Consider the following 14623-nt stretch of genomic DNA (forward strand, 5'->3'; position numbering starts at 1 on the left):
GCCATCTCACCTGCGCGTGTGCTCGCGAGGTGAGATGGCGTCTGCGATGCTGGTGCGGTTCAGCGTCCCTGGTTGGCGACCTGGCCGATCGCCGCTTCTGCGGCTGCGGCGTCGAGGTAGGTGCCGCCGGGGTTGAGCGGTGCGAAGCTCTCGTCGAGTTCGTAGTGCAGCGGGATGCCGGTCGGGATGTTGAGGCTGGGGATGTCAGCGTCGGAGATCCCGTCGAGGTGCTTGACGAGTGCGCGCAGCGAGTTGCCGTGGGCGGTGACGAGCACGGTGCGGCCGAGCTGCAGGTCCGGCACGATCGAGTCGTACCAATACGGCAGCAGGCGCACGATGACATCGGCGAGGCATTCGGTGCGCGGGATCGCATCCCCGAGGTTGGCGTAGCGTGGGTCGCCGGCCTGGGACCATTCGGAGGAGTCGTCGAGGACTGGCGGCGGGGTGTCGAAGGAGCGGCGCCAGGTCATGAACTGCTCTTCGCCGAACTCGTCGCGGATCTCCTTCTTGTTCTTGCCCTGCAGCGCACCGTAGTGGCGCTCGTTGAGCCGCCAGGAACGCTTGACGTCGATCCAGGCGCGGTCGGCGTGCTCGAGGGCGATGTCAGCGGTGATGATCGCGCGCTTGAGCCGGGAGGTGTGCAGCACCTCGGGCAGCAGGTTCTTCTCTGCCAGCAGCTGGCCTGCGCGAGCGGCCTCGGTGCGACCCTGTTCGGTCAGCGGCACGTCGACCCAGCCGGTGAAGAGGTTCTTCTGGTTCCATTCGCTCTGCCCGTGGCGCAGCAGCACAAGGTTGTACGTCATATCTCCATTGTGGCACAGCGCCACCATGCAGAACGGGGGCAGGTCAGGCGGCCCAACGGCGGGCGGCATCAGCCGCCGGCTGCCTCACACCTTGAGGTATTCGTTGTCCTCGGCCAGCAGGTGTTCGAAGGCGGCGAGGTTGCGGGTGGACTCCCCGCGGCTGACCCGCCAGGCCCATTCCTTCTTCATCGAGGTGAGGAACCCGATGACGAGGAGTTCGTTGAAGCTCTCGTCGGCAGCTGAAAGGAACTTGCCGAGGATCTCGTCGATGAGGTCGTCGTCCCAGGCGCGCGGCGGGATCGAGGCGTTGAGGTAGACGTCGCCGAGCTTGTCGGTGGCGAACGCCAAGCCTTTGAGGCGGGAGTTCTTGTGCAGCAGCCAGGCGTGGAACTCGCCGTGGTTCTCATCGGCATGCCGGATGACGAAGGCCTGCAGGTCGATGCTGCGCGGGCTGCATTTGACCGACACAGTCGTCTTGAGCTTCTTCTCCCCCGGCAGGCTGACGACCGCGTGGGTGTCGGCGAGCCGGTCGACTTCGAGCCCGGATTCCTCAGCCCAGGTCACCAGCCGGTCGGCGGCGGCAAGCGGGTCGGTCGTGCGCATCTGTCGCTCCTGCCTCAAACGGTCGAAACTGCTGTTCTCAGCCTACGCTGTGGCACCGACACCGGACAGCCCATTGAGCACAGTGTCGACACAGTGCTCCCAGGTGAACCGGGCGGCCTGACGCACGGCTGCAGCAGCCATCTGCGCCCGGGTGTCGTCATCACCAAGCAGCCTGGCGATCGCCTGCGCCCACACCTCGGGGTCGTGCGATTCGAGGAGGACGCCGGTGGCGGGTGTGACGATGTGGCGCAGCCCGCCGACGGCGGCGGCGATGACCGGCGTGCCGCAGGCGGCGGCCTCGGCGGCGGCGAAGCCGAAGGACTCGCTGCGGCTGGGCACGAGCACCGCATCGGCGGCCCGGTACCAGTCGGCCAGCCGCTCGGCCGGTTCCGGGGGCAGCACAGTGATCGCCGGTTCGGCTGTGGCCGCCTCGGCCATCGCCCCGGCGGTCTGGGTGTCGGTGCCACTGGCGGCCCCGAGCATGTACAGCCGCGCGGACGGCAGCTGATCGCGCAGCTCTTGCATCGCTGCGATCGCGACATCGGTGCCCTTGATGTGCTGCATCCGCCCAACGGCCAGCAACACGGGGTCTGTTCCGAGCCCGAGGCGGTGGCGGGCGGCGTGACGGTCGCCGGGTGTGTAGACGGTGTGGTCGATGCCGGGCACCGCGGCGATGACGCGTGCCGGTGGCGTACCGAGCAGGTCGATGATGTCGCTGCGTTCGGCAGGAGTGTTGGCGATGGCGAGGTCGACAGCAGCCGCGATGCGCGGTTCGGCTGCCAGTCGGCCGGCCGGTTCGCGCCGGGTGCCGGTGTCGCGGTCCTTGACCGCGCCGATCGTGTGGAAGGACACGACGAACTTCGCGCCCGTACCGTGGGTCTCGCGCATCCGCAGGACGGCGGCGGCCGAGATCCAGTAGTGCGCCCAGATGACCTGGCAGTCCGCGAGCTGCGGCAGCTCGGCCAGCGCGGAGGCGATTCCATCGAGGTGTGTCAGCAGGTCCTCTTTGGTCCGGGCGGGGGTATGCAGCCGGTGGACCCGCACGCCGGGCCCGAGGTGGGAGCTGGCTGCCCAGGTGATCGGCGCCTCGGGCGCGGGGCCAGGGCGCGCAGTTGCCTCATCGACACTCAGTGCGGGGTCGGCGGTGATGATCTCGACCTGGTGACCGCGGGCTGCCAGTTCGGTGGCTGTGGCGCGGACGTAGACATTGAGCCCGCCGGCATCGCCCTGCCCGGGCTGGGCGCCGGGGGCGGTGTGCAGGCTGATGAGCGCGATGTTCACGCTGGTGGGGTGTCCTCTTCGTTGAAGAAGCCGGTGAGGATGCGGCGGACTTCTGAGCGGCCCTTCCACAGGATGGATCCGGCTGGCAGCAGGATGAGCTCGGCGGTCGGGAAGGCTTCGGCGTACCGCTGGGCCATCTCGACGGGGTGGGCGGGGTCGTCTTCGTGGGTGAGAACGAGAACCTCGCCGGAGAACTCGGCAGCGGCCTCCGGATTGTCGACGGCGATCTCACCGGCGAGGCCGACGCCGTCGGACATGTCGGTGTCGAAGAGAGCGTCGACCTTCTGGCGCACCCAGTCCTGGACCGGTTTCGCGGCGGTGAGGTCCTCCGGTTCAGTGGCGAGCAGCGCCTCGTACAGGCCCTCGCGGTCACCGGCCTTGAGCAGGCCGCGCATGAGGTGCAGGTGTTCGGCGTTGCGGGCGGCGATGTGGGCGGGGAAGCCGTCGAAGGACGCCGGCAGCACAAAGGCAACCTTCTCCAACTTGGTCGCTGCCGGGTGGCGGCTGGTGATGAGGCGGGCGAGGCCGCCGGCACTCATGGAGACGCCGAGGGCGCGGGTGGCCCGCGTGCGCTCGAGTGCGTCGGCCAGCTGGTCGGCGATCGTCTGATACGTCCAGGGCCGTCCCGGTGAGGGGCGGCCGCCGTGCCCGCCGAGGTTGACGAGCGCTCGCGTGCCGTCGACACCGGTGGCGAACGGGCGGGTGTCGCGGATCGCGCCGGAGAACCCGTGGCCGAACAGGGTCACAGGAGTGCCGTCGCCGAAGGTCGAGACATAGCCGGTGTCAGGACCGGGATGGTTGCGATCCGGTGCTGTCGCGGTATCGGTCATCGGCCGCGGAACCGGGGGTCGACGGAGCGCAGAGCCTTGCGCACATCAGCGAAGTACACGGCTGCAGCGACGAAGCCGAGCAGGGAGAGGAAGAACGGAAAGCGCACGCCGGCACCCAGCGGCAGGGCGAGGAATCCGACGACGGCGGCAACACCGAGCAGCACCGTCCAGAACACCTTCGACTTCTTATCCGCAGCACGGTAGACCTCGTCCTTGTAGCGCAGCGAATCGAGGAATGCGGCGATCTCGACGACGAAGGCGACGACGACGATCGCCAGGTAGAGAAGGCTCTGGATGTTGGCGAGGACCTGCATGCCCTCAGCCTAGCAAGCCGGACACCCGCAGCCCGCCGGTCACAGCCATGGCGATGATCACGGCGATGAGCATCGGCACCCGGCAGATGAGTGCCACGACGCCGGTGCCCACTCCGATGAGCCGGGCCGGGTCGGCCAGCTCCTGGCCGTCGAAGACCGCTGTCGTGAGTGCCACGGCGGCGATGAGGACGACGGCAGACCTGTCGAGCCACGTGCGGGCGGGGCTCGGGGCGGTCTCATCGGGACCTGCGGTGCGGGTCATGCCGCCGAGCCGCACGCCGGTCAGGCGCAGCAGGTAGGTGCCGCCGGCTAAGCCGGCGAGGCTGATGAGGAAGACGAGCGGGCTCACTGGCGACCACCGCCTCGGGAGCGGAGCGCTGCCCAGATGCCGAACGGCACCAAGGCGAGCAGCCCGGAGACTGGGCCGAGGCCCAGCGGCAGCAGCGGGGTGAGGGCGAAGGCGATGGCCATGCCGATGAGGGCGGTTGGGCCGGTGATGCGGTGTTTGAGGTCGGAGGCGATGAGGGCGAGCAGGATGACGGGGAAGGCGGCGTCGACGCCGAGGGCGTCGGCATCGACGATGCGGCCGAGCAGCTGGCCGGTGGCCGCGCCGACCGGCCAGCAGATGAAGATCGCGATTCCCGTGATGAGGAAGCCGTGCCAGCGGGTGCGTTCGGTGGGCTGGGCGCGGGAGAAGGCGACGGTCTCGTCGTTGACGAGGTGGGCGGCGAACAGTGAGCGGATGTCCTGCGGGATCCAGGCGCCGACGGTGAGGCCGAAGGGCAGGTTGCGGGTGTTGACGAGCAGGCCGGCGAGCACAGCGAGGATCGGGGCGCCGCCGGCGGCGATGACGCCGACGAAGGTGAGTTCGGCTGCCCCGCCGAGGGCGAAGATGGCGAGCGTGACGGTCTGCCAGACTGGGAAGCCGGCGGCCCCGGAGATCGCGCCGTAGGAGACTGCGACGGCGAAGATCGTCAGGGTGATGACCGCGATGGTGCGGTAGGCGCTGGCCGGCAGTTCGCTGCCGGCGGGTGTCGGGACCATGAGCACATGGTGCACGAGCCCACGGCGTTCGTCAAAGCGAACAGGCGTCCATTAGACTGGCCGCATGACCTCGTCCCCGCTGCCCCAGATCGCTGCCGCCCTGCGCCGTGAGCGCGCCCGCCTCGGGCTGAGCCTGTCTGAGGCAGCTAAGCGCGCAGAGGTGTCGAAGTCGACGCTGTCCGGCCTGGAGGCTGGCACCGGTAATCCGAGCATCGAGACGATGTGGGCGCTGGCGACTGCCTACCGGGTGCCGCTGGCCCAGCTGCTCGATCCGCCCGCTGCCGAGGTGTCGGTCATCCGGCGCGGTGAGCTTCCGCAGCTGGCCTCGGGGTCGGCGGACTATGCTGCGGTGCTGCTGAGCTCGTGCCCGCCGCATGCGCGCCGGGACCTGTATCTCATCACAGCCGAGCCGGGTTCGGTCAAGCATTCCGAGCCGCATGAGGCTGGCACGGTCGAGCACGTCATCATCGGCTCCGGATCGGCCCGGGCGACGGTGGCTGACGAGACGATCGAGCTGGGCCCCGGTAGCTACCTGCGCTATCCCGGCGATGCCGCCCACAGCTTCGAGGCACTCGAGCCCGGCACGCTGGCCGTGTTCGCCGTGCAGACCGGGTGAGCAGACAGGGCCGGGTGAGCCAGCGGTCCAGGTGAGCACCGCCTCGGGCGCGGGTCACTCGACCGGTGGGCCCTCCGAGCTGTCGCCTTCCAGGGTCGGCAGCTGCTCGCGGGCGTGACCGTCGGTCATGCCGGCGGCCTGCAGCAGGTCGGTGGCCAGCGGGCGGAGCAGCAGCACGAGTGTTTCGTCCTGGGAGTCGCGCACGGCCTCACCCTTGGGGTCGAGCCGGGCAGCGGCCTGCGACAGGTACTCCTCGGCCGGGACCCGGGAGGTGCCGCGGCGCAGCGCGACCCGCAGCCGGTTGGCACCCTCGCCGAGGTCGGCGACGATGGCGGCCATCTCCGGGCGCGGCTGGCCGAGTTTGGCCACGGCGAGGATGCGGCGGGCGATGACGCGCACGAGCCGCATCGCCCGGTCGGCGTATTCGCAGGCCTTCGCCAGGCGGGTGACCTCGGCGGCGTAGCGGCGAGAGCGGGCGTTGATGCGGGCGGCCTCCTGCGAGATCCGCAGCGAGGAGCGCCAGGAGTCGATCATCGCCTGGGTGTCACGTGCCCGGGAGAGGGTCCGCTCGGCGGCGTGGGCGTCGGCGCGCTTGAGCGCATCGGCGGCTTCGATGAGCAGTTCGGAGATCTCCTGCAGCAGCGCTGAGGCGCGATCGCGCGGGGCCTTGCGGGCATCGTGCGGGACGATGAGGGCCATGATGATCGCCACGGTCGCCCCGACGAGCGCGTCGATGGTGCGGTCGAAGGGCTGGGCGGCTACTGCCGGGGGCACGGTGACGACGTAGACGGACTGCACGCCGATCTGGGTGATGAAGATGCCCCCGGAGTTGATCATCGTGCCGATGAGCAGGCCGATGAACAGCACGATCATGAGCTGGATGATGCCCTGGCCGAACAGGTGGACCATCACCTCGCCGGTGAGCACCCCGAGGGTGGCACCGAGCCCGATCTCCATCGCCCGGCGCAGCCGGCGATCGGCCATGACACCGGTGCCCACGGCTGCGGCGACGGCGGCGAGGAAGGGGTATTCGTGGCCGAGGACGAGGTAGCAAAACGCGTAGGCGGCTGTCGCGCCGATCGTGACCTGCAGCAGCTGGGAAATGTTCGTCCGGATCCGGCGCGCGCCGATCCGCGAGCGGTTCTCCGCGACGCTGCCGAGGTGGCGGGGCCAGTCGGTCGGGCGGGCCCACGAGGGCTGCTGCATCGGCTCTCCTCCTGCCCTTCGGCGCTGCGGACTGAGATCAACAGCTGGCTGACCAGCGGCGGTCACCTGGCTGCACATCATTGAGTCTACTCCGGTGACATGGGGCTTCTCTGCTGTGGGCGGCTCTGCTGTGAGACGAGATCGGCCGGTTGCAGCGCAGAGTCGGTGACGATGAGAGCATGACTGATGCACCAACCGCGCCGCTGTTCAGTGAGACCGTGCGGCGCGAATTCTACGACCGCCGAGTTCTCGTCCTCGACGGCGCGCTCGACGACGACAACGGCACGCTGCTCGCCACCCAGCTCATCACCCTGGCAGCCGACGACCCCACCTCTGACATCTCCCTGTGGATCCACTCCCCCGGCGGTTCGGTGCCGGCCATGCTGGCGATACGCGATGTCATGCACACGATCCCGAATGACGTCTCGACGCTGGTGCTCGGCATCGCCTACAGTGCAGGGCAGTTCCTGCTGTCTGCCGGGACGAAGGGAAGGCGCAGGGCCCTGCCGCACGCGCGCGTGCTCACGCACCAGGGTTCGGCCGTCATCGGCGGCTCTGCTGTCGACATCTCACTCCAGGCAGACGACCTGCGGCACACGCGCGACACCGTGCTCGGACTCATCGCAGCAGACACCGGGCAGCGGCTCGAGCAGGTATTCGAGGATTCGCTGCACGACCACTGGTATACGGCGCAGGAGGCGCGTGACTACGGCTTCATCGACGTGATCGTCGAATCGTTCTCCGACTACCGCCCGCAGGCACGTTCGACAGCCGGCTTCACACCTCAGAAGGAGGCTGATGCCTGATGGGCAGCTACACCATTCCCAATGTCATCACCCAGCACCCCCGCGGCGAACGCATCGTCGACGTCTACTCCCACCTGCTCACCGAACGCGTCATCTACCTGGGCACAGGAATCGACGCCGGCGTGGCGAATGCACTCATCGCGCAGCTGCTGCACCTGGAGACCGAGAGCCCCGAGCGCGACATCCAGCTCTACATCAACTGCGAAGGCGGTGACCCGAGCGCCATGCTCGCTGTCTACGACACGATGACCTTCATCAAACCCGATGTGGCCACCACCTGCGTGGGGCAGGCCGTGGCGGTCGGCGCGGTTCTGCTGGCAGGCGGTGCCCTCGGCAAGCGTGCGGCCCTGCCCCACGCGCGCATTGTGCTGCATCAGCCCGCCGCCCAGGGACGGGGCACGATCCCGGACCTCATCCTGAGGCAGACGAGGTGATCCGCTTGCGCTCGGACATCGAAGAGGTGCTGGCACACCACACTGGTCAGAGCCTCACGACGCTGCGGGCTGACACTGACCATGATCGGGTCTTCACCGCCCGGCATGCCCGCGACTACGGCCTGCTTGATCATGTGCTCACTCAGCGGTGAGCAGAACGGGGCTCCAAACGCGATTCGCTCACGCAGCGAGCGCACACGACATGGTGACGGAGGTGACCTGCGCGTGCGGGGTGCGCGACGATGAGAGCGATCGTGCGACATCGGCGGTGAGATCGAGCAGGCTGGCGCCCAGGGCGCCGCTGACTGCGGCGAGGATCTCGCTTGAGGGGTCTTTGAGGCTGCGTTCGATCTCAGACAGGTACTGCGGCGAGACCCCCGCCCGGCCTGCAACCTGATCAAGTGTCTGGCAGCGAGCGTTCCGCCGCTGCCTCAGCGCCTGGCCGGCCATCTGCCGCCACAGCGGTTTGCGCGAGCGCGCGGTGACCGGGCCTGTGGCAGGAGGTGCGTGATCGACGTCTGCGACGACGTATATCTCAGTCATGCTTCATGGTAGGCCGCACGCTCTCAGCCTGTCTGCGAATCTGCTGACAGCAGAGATGGGTGGTCCGGCCCGTCGACCGCTGTGCTGCGAATCCCATTGATCACCTGCCCGGCACGGTCGGTTATGTGACATGCTGGGACTCGGCGACAGGAGGACAGATGACCACGAATCTCACGCGCGCGCAGGCGCGCTCCCGTTCGGAGCTGCTCAGTGTCGAGCTCTACACCGTCGACCTCGATCTCAGTGCGGCCACAGATCCTGATGCGGAGACGTTCGCCTCGACGACGATCGTCGATCTCGATGCTGTGCGCGACGGTGAGACCTTCATCGACCTCATCGCCGACTCGGTCTCATCGGTCACGATCAACAATGAGCCGCTCAATCCGCGTGCGGCCTTCGACGGCGCCCGCGTCCACTTCCCTGTCACCGCCGGGGCGAACCGGCTGGAGATCACCGCCGCCTGCCTGTACTCGCGTTCCGGTGAGGGCCTGCACCGGTATGTCGACCCGGCCGATGACAAGGTCTATCTCTACACCCAGTACGAGCCCACTGACGCCCGGCGGGTGTTCGCGAACTTCGACCAGCCCGACCTCAAGGCCCGGTTCCAGTTCACCGTCACCGCGCCGAAGGACTTCTCCGTCCTCAGCAACTCCCCGGTTGCCAGCGTCTCGGCACCGGCGCAGGGTCTGCTGCGCCACGAGTTCGGTGTCACCGGCGTGCAGTCCTCCTACATCACCTGTGTGACCGCTGGCCACTACGCCTCGGCGACGGACACCTACACGCATCCGAAGACCGGGCAGACGATCGAACTCGGCATCCACACCCGTGCCTCACTGGCCGAGCACATGGATGCCGCGTCGATCTTCACCGTCACCAAGCAGGGCCTGGACTTCTTCCACGAGCAGTTCGACTACCCCTACCCGTGGGGCAAGTACGACCAGATCTTCGTGCCTGAGTACAACCTCGGCGCGATGGAGAACCCGGGCCTGGTGACGTTCACCGATTCCCTCATCTTCCGCGACAAGGTCACCCGCGCCTCCTATGAGGCGCGCGCCAATGTCATCCTGCATGAGATGGCGCACATGTGGTTCGGCGACCTCGTGACGATGGCGTGGTGGGATGACCTGTGGCTCAAGGAGTCGTTTGCCGACTACATGGGCGGCCTCGCTCTGGCTGAGGCCACCGAGTTCGATGACGGCTGGGTGACCTTCGCCCTGCAGCGCAAGGGCTGGGCGTACCGGCAGGACCAGTATCCGACGACCCATCCGATCGTCGCCGACATCCCCGATGTCGAGGCCGCCAAGCTCAACTTCGACGGCATCACCTACGCCAAGGGCGCCTCGGTGCTCAAGCAGCTCGTCGCCTACGTCGGCCAGGACGCCTTCATGGAAGGCACCCGCCAGTACTTCCGCGCCCACGAGTTCGGCACCGCGACTCTGACCGACTTCCTCACCGCGCTCGAGACAGCCGCCCCGGACCGCGATCTGGCCGCCTGGGCCGACGCGTGGCTGAAGACGACCGGGGTCTCCGAGCTCAGCTTGGAGATCGACACGGATGACGAGGGCACCATCACCGCCGCTCAGGTGGTGCAGCAGAACTCCGGGACCGGCACCTCGGGTGCGGGTGAGGCCGGCGCCGAGGTGGTGCGCCCGCACCGACTCCAGCTCGCCGGATTCGTCCGCAAGAGCAGTGTGCTCACACGCACGCAGACGTGGGAGATCGACTTCGATTCGGCGCGTGCCGAGATCCGGGAACTGGTGGGCGTCGCGCGCCCGGATCTGCTGCTGCTGAACTACGGTGACGACGACTTCGTCAAGGTCCGCCTCGATGACACGTCCACGCAGACCGCGCTCAGGCACGTGTCCCGGTTCGCTGATCCGATGGACCGGGCACTGGTGTGGTCGGCTCTGACGAATGCGATGCGCGACGGACTGCTGCCGGTCACTGACTACCTCACCGCCTACAGCCGGTCGCTCAGCCGCGAGACCCACGCCGGGATCTCGGCTGCGCTCATGCGCACGATGCTCACCGCGCTTGATGAGTGGCTGCCGGAGCGGTTCGTCGACCCCGCCCTCGACGGGCTGCTCGGTGTCAGCTTCGATGCGCTGGCGGCCTCGAAACCGGGTTCGGATGAGCAGCTGGCGCTGGCCCGCACGCTGCTCTCCCTCGTGCTGCGCAGCGCGAAGGTCCGCACATCGACCCCGCCGGTGCGCGCCGGCCGGGAGCTGGCTCAGGCGATGCTCGCTGTCGAAGCCGGTTCCGATATGCGCCCGGACTTCCCGGGCCTGACGATCGACCATGCGCTGCGCTGGCATGCGCTGACCGCGCTGGCGACTCTCGGCTGGGCCGATGTGCCCGATATCGATGCGGCGCTGGCGGCCGACCAGACCGGTTCGGGTCGGCTGCACGCGCTGACCGCCGAGGCCGCCCGGCCGCTGCCGATCGCCAAGCAGCGGGCATTCACCGCGGCAACGAGTGATGAGTCGCTGAGCAATGACGTCATCTCCGCGCGCATCGCCGGGTTCACCGTCTCCTCTGGACTGCCGATCACCGAGCCGTTCGTCGAGGAGTACTTCCGGCTGCTCGCAGGGTTCTGGGATCGGTCGATCGAGATCGCCCGCCGGCTCGTCAACGAGCTCTACCCCAGCTGGTCGATCCGCCCGCGCGAGGTGCTGCAGATGACCGATGACTGGCTGGAGTCGAACCCTGACGCCCCGGCAGCACAGCGGCGCCTGCTTATCGAACGCCGCGATGACCTCGCCCGCTCCATCCGGCTCAGGGCCGCCGATGAGGACACCGCTGGCAAGCACTGAACGATCGCCAGCAGACCTCCCGCTGGGAGCCGGTGGTGACAGCCGTGTTCATTCGGCCAGATGACCCGCGGTGCCGGTTCGCTGGAGTGCGGCTCACGCGCGACGACATGCAGGCAGTCGAACCAGGCGACAGAACCACAGCGTCGAACAGCCCCGCCGGCCCCGGTGTGCGAATCGGGAGCGATGGGGTTGCTCGGCGGCATCGGCTCATATTCTCGGGAAGCGGCGCTTCTCGTCGAACGGCTTGACTTCGAACATGTCGATCCCGCGATCTTTCAGCCCCTGAAGTACGCGTCGCTGCCGATCCACGCATAGCTGTGGGCTCGCTCGCGCCAGGCGTATGAGCTGATCTCGCTCGTACCCTCGGTGTTCTCAGCGAATCCGACGTAGCCCTCGACTCGCCCTTCGTTCACGCTGAAGAGGTCAACGTCGAACGTTGAGCATCCTGTCACACCGAGGTCGGCCACTGCGTCGGCGAAGCGCTGGGACACAAGCGTCGGAGGACCACCCCAGAGAATATCGCCGCGGCGCTTGCCGCGACTGTCGGTACTGCGTTCGAACCACACAGGAAACGGGATCTCTTCGAGTTTCCCGTCGGCTACGACATCGAACACCTCTCGTCCGTCGTCGAGCCTCGGAGAACCCAGATCCGGACGGCCCTCCCAGTTCGTGTGAATCCAGAAGTCCCGCTGAGTGCTCAGCGGCTTGATTTTGTACCACGCGGTCACCATGCACTCCTTCCGTCAGCACTGATAGTACGTGTCGGAAGCGTTGTGCGTTTCTGCGCGCGGATCTGGAGACGCAGCCCGGCCACGGCTCCTGGAACAGACCGAACCGGGTCTGGGATCACGGATCGGCACCCGTGTGGCTGAGGTGCGGAGTGCGTTCCTCGCCTTCACAGGGGCGTGGCTTACTCCCGTGTGTGCGAGCTTCAAGCAGGCTCACGCAGCAGTCTGGCCGAGCCGCGTCCTGCTTCCGAAGCTCACGTTGAGAAGGCTGGCCGCCGAGTCTCCGTGTGTTGCCAGCGCCGAAACCGCAGAGCACCTGCGCACGGATGGAAGCACCGGTGCGGTGTACGCATCTGCCTCAGTCGGCGAGCGCCTCAGCGACGAGCTCGAGGGTGCGCACACGTGCCGGTGCCGCATCGAGCGGATCGGACTCGTAGGAGCCGGCGACCGGCTGGAGCATGATCTCGTCGACGCCGAACCGCTCGGCATCGGCCCGCAGCTTGGCTGCTACCTGATCCGGAGTGCCGATCGCCCACGGGGCGGTCATCTGCTCCGCCAGCGCGCGGTGGCCATCGGTCATGAGCTCATCGACGCGCGCGCCGACGGTCGGCAGCGGGCGCATCGGGTCGCCGACGCGCAGATTCGCCATCGTGTACTGGTAGGGGCCGGCGAGCTTCCACGCCTCTTCTTCGGTCTCAGCGGCGATCGTGTTGACGGTGACGAAGGTCTTCGGCGTGCTGCCGTACTCGGTGGCGGTGAACTCGCTGCGGTAGAGCCCCAGCGCCGTCTCGGTGCCGCGGCCGGCGAAGTGATGAGCGAAGACGTACGGGAGGCCGAGGACGGCAGCGAGCTGAGCGGAGTACCCGCTCGAACCCAGCAGCCACACCTCGGGCGCGGCATCGAGATGCGGAGTCGGTGAGAGCCGGTGCACCCTGTCGCCGAACATCGGGATCTCCGCACCACCGGGGCTGAAGAGGCTGAGGATGTCGACGATGTGCTGCGGGAACTGCTCGACCGGGTCGAGAGTGTTGCCGGCACGGTCGACCATGCGGCCCTCGCCGAGGTGACCGCGCATCGCCGCTGAGGTGATCGGGTCGGTGCCCGGTGCCCGGCCGATGCCCAGGTCGATGCGGTCGCCGTAGGCGGCGGTCAGCAGGGCGAACTGCTCGGCAACGGCCAGCGGTGCGTGGTTGGGCAGCATGACGCCGCCGGAGCCCAGCCGGATCTGTTCGGTGTCCTGGCCGAGGTACATCAGCTCGGTGGCCGGGGCTGTCGAAGCGACTGAGGGCATGTTGTGGTGCTCGGCCACCCAGTAGCGGGTGAAGCCGAGACGGTCGGCGGTGTCGACGAGCTGTTTGGAGGCGCGCAGGGCCTGACCGGTCGTCTGGCCATCGCGCACAGAGATGAGATCGAGAACGGAGAGCTTCATATCCGAACGAACAGTGTGCGCAGGCCGAACATTCCCGCTCACAGTGCGGACAGCAATGGCCTGATTGTGAGACACATGGCACCCTCGGGGACTATGACGAAGCCGCCCGAATCCACCGCCGCAGACACTGCGGCCGTGCAGCCGCCGATCGCCCGCGACCCGCGACAGGAGCGCAATGCCCGAATCGCGGTGACGATCTTCCCGCTGCTCGTCCTCGGCGGCGGCATCATCGGCTTCCTCGCCCCCGGTGCCTTCACCCCGATGGCTGCGGCGGTGCCGTGGCTGCTTGGCGTCGTCATGTTCTTCATGGGCCTGACGCTGACGCTGCCGGACTTCACCCGCATCGCCAAACGGCCATGGGTCGTGGCGATCGGCCTGGGCGCCCAGTACATCATCATGCCGCTGGCCGGATGGCTGGTGGCCACCGCGCTCGGTCTGCCGCCGGAACTGGCCGTCGGCGTCATCCTCGTCGGCTGTGCACCCGGCGGCACTGCCTCGAATGTCGTGACCTACCTGGGACGCGGCGATGTCGCCCTGTCGGTGACGATCACCACCTGTTCGACGCTGCTCGCCCCGCTGCTGACACCGGTCCTAACGCTGTGGCTGGCCGGGCAGTTCATGGAGGTCAGCGCTACCGCGATGATGATGTCGATCGTCAAGACCGTCTTCGTCCCGGTCGTCGCCGGTGTCCTCATCCGCGCCTTGGCCGGGCGTCTGGTCGATGCGATCATGCCGGTGCTGCCGTGGCTGTCGACCCTGGCGATCACACTCATTGTCGCGATCGTCGTCGCCGGCTCCGCCGGCGCCCTCGTCTCAGCCGGCGTGCTCGTCATCGTCGCGGTCATCCTGCACAACTGCGTCGGCCTCAGCATGGGGTATGCCGTCGGCCGACTCACCGGCCTGAGCGCACCGGAGCGCCGCGCCCTGACCTTCGAGGTCGGCCTGCAGAACTCCGGTCTGGCAGCGACCCTGGCCACAACCTACTTCTCACCGCTTGCCGCCCTGCCGGGCGCAGTGTTCTCGGTGTGGCACAACGTCTCCGGTGCCGTCATGGCGGCATTCTTCGCCCGCCGCGCCGACTGAAGGCCGAAACGCGATACCGTCTGAGCACCGGCCTCAATACCACCGGCCTCAAGCGCACTGACCTCCTCGAGCATGGGCACCCGGTGCGCG

At 68.0% G+C, this 14623-nt stretch carries 15 protein-coding genes and 1 pseudogene; 5 read left to right on the forward strand and 11 right to left on the reverse strand.

Annotated elements, in window-relative coordinates; genetic code table 11:
* Positions 1-59 precede the first annotated feature (59 nt).
* The 7 genes from B4E96_RS05160 to B4E96_RS05190 form a co-directional block, all read right to left on the reverse strand.
* Positions 60-803 carry a phosphoglyceromutase gene (locus tag B4E96_RS05160; RefSeq protein ID WP_259798921.1) on the reverse strand — a complete coding sequence of 248 codons (744 nt, stop codon included), beginning with the start codon at positions 801-803 and terminating at the stop codon, positions 60-62.
* A gap of 84 nt (positions 804-887) precedes the next feature.
* Positions 888-1406 carry a YbjN domain-containing protein gene (locus B4E96_RS05165; RefSeq protein ID WP_102162012.1) on the reverse strand — a complete coding sequence of 173 codons (519 nt, stop codon included), beginning with the start codon at positions 1404-1406 and terminating at the stop codon, positions 888-890.
* A gap of 42 nt (positions 1407-1448) precedes the next feature.
* Positions 1449-2687, reverse strand: coding sequence for a glycosyltransferase (locus tag B4E96_RS05170; protein WP_286956639.1), 1239 nt, complete (start codon positions 2685-2687; stop codon positions 1449-1451).
* The gene (locus B4E96_RS05175; RefSeq protein ID WP_286956640.1) at positions 2684-3517 is read right to left on the reverse strand and encodes an alpha/beta fold hydrolase; all 834 of its coding nucleotides are present in this window, start codon (positions 3515-3517) and stop codon (positions 2684-2686) included. The genes B4E96_RS05170 and B4E96_RS05175 overlap by 4 nt, the downstream gene beginning before the upstream one ends.
* A complete protein-coding gene (locus B4E96_RS05180; protein ID WP_102162015.1) occupies positions 3514-3831 on the reverse strand; it encodes a DUF2516 family protein in 318 nt (105 codons plus the stop codon). The genes B4E96_RS05175 and B4E96_RS05180 overlap by 4 nt, the downstream gene beginning before the upstream one ends.
* A gap of 4 nt (positions 3832-3835) precedes the next feature.
* A complete protein-coding gene (locus tag B4E96_RS05185) occupies positions 3836-4180 on the reverse strand; it encodes an AzlD domain-containing protein (RefSeq protein ID WP_259844632.1) in 345 nt (114 codons plus the stop codon).
* The gene (locus tag B4E96_RS05190) at positions 4177-4875 is read right to left on the reverse strand and encodes an AzlC family ABC transporter permease (RefSeq protein WP_286956641.1); all 699 of its coding nucleotides are present in this window, start codon (positions 4873-4875) and stop codon (positions 4177-4179) included. Before B4E96_RS05190 ends, B4E96_RS05185 begins: the two co-directional genes overlap by 4 nt.
* Positions 4876-4939: 64 nt before the next feature.
* On the opposite strand from B4E96_RS05190, the gene B4E96_RS05195 reads away from it, so the two are divergent.
* Positions 4940-5491, forward strand: a complete 552-nt coding sequence (locus tag B4E96_RS05195) for a helix-turn-helix domain-containing protein (RefSeq protein ID WP_286956642.1) — start codon at positions 4940-4942, stop codon at positions 5489-5491.
* Between the two features lie 54 nt (positions 5492-5545).
* Here the strand turns inward: B4E96_RS05195 and B4E96_RS05200 are convergent, their stop codons facing one another.
* A complete protein-coding gene (locus B4E96_RS05200; protein ID WP_286956643.1) occupies positions 5546-6697 on the reverse strand; it encodes an FUSC family protein in 1152 nt (383 codons plus the stop codon).
* Between the two features lie 179 nt (positions 6698-6876).
* Between B4E96_RS05200 and B4E96_RS05205 the strand changes: the two genes are divergently transcribed.
* The gene (locus tag B4E96_RS05205; RefSeq protein ID WP_286956644.1) at positions 6877-7503 is read left to right on the forward strand and encodes a ClpP family protease; all 627 of its coding nucleotides are present in this window, start codon (positions 6877-6879) and stop codon (positions 7501-7503) included.
* A pseudogene (locus B4E96_RS05210) lies at positions 7503-8089 on the forward strand (ClpP family protease). The gene B4E96_RS05205 and the pseudogene B4E96_RS05210 overlap by 1 nt, the downstream one beginning before the upstream one ends.
* A 28-nt stretch (positions 8090-8117) precedes the next feature.
* On the opposite strand, the gene B4E96_RS05215 reads toward B4E96_RS05210, so the two are convergent.
* Positions 8118-8480 (reverse strand): helix-turn-helix domain-containing protein, encoded by a 363-nt coding sequence (locus B4E96_RS05215; protein ID WP_286956645.1) that lies wholly within the window; start codon positions 8478-8480, stop codon positions 8118-8120.
* A gap of 158 nt (positions 8481-8638) precedes the next feature.
* Between B4E96_RS05215 and pepN the strand changes: the two genes are divergently transcribed.
* Entirely contained in the window at positions 8639-11293 is a 2655-nt protein-coding gene (gene pepN / locus B4E96_RS05220; RefSeq protein ID WP_286956646.1) for an aminopeptidase N, read from the forward strand.
* Between the two features lie 275 nt (positions 11294-11568).
* On the opposite strand, the gene B4E96_RS05225 is transcribed toward pepN, so the two are convergent.
* Both B4E96_RS05225 and B4E96_RS05230 read right to left on the reverse strand, forming a co-directional pair.
* Entirely contained in the window at positions 11569-12021 is a 453-nt protein-coding gene (locus B4E96_RS05225) for a hypothetical protein (RefSeq protein WP_180964749.1), read from the reverse strand.
* 358 nt (positions 12022-12379) lie between these two features.
* Entirely contained in the window at positions 12380-13450 is a 1071-nt protein-coding gene (locus B4E96_RS05230; RefSeq protein ID WP_102162024.1) for an LLM class flavin-dependent oxidoreductase, read from the reverse strand.
* A gap of 93 nt (positions 13451-13543) precedes the next feature.
* Here B4E96_RS05230 and B4E96_RS05235 point away from each other — a divergent pair, with 93 nt between their 5' ends.
* Positions 13544-14533: a bile acid:sodium symporter family protein gene (locus tag B4E96_RS05235; RefSeq protein ID WP_286956648.1), complete on the forward strand. Its 990-nt coding sequence runs from the start codon at positions 13544-13546 to the stop codon at positions 14531-14533.
* Positions 14534-14623 lie beyond the last annotated feature (90 nt).

Source organism: Brevibacterium sp. UBA7493 (genome assembly GCF_002479565.1).
GTDB classification, from domain to species: Bacteria; Actinomycetota; Actinomycetes; order Actinomycetales; family Brevibacteriaceae; genus Brevibacterium; species Brevibacterium luteolum.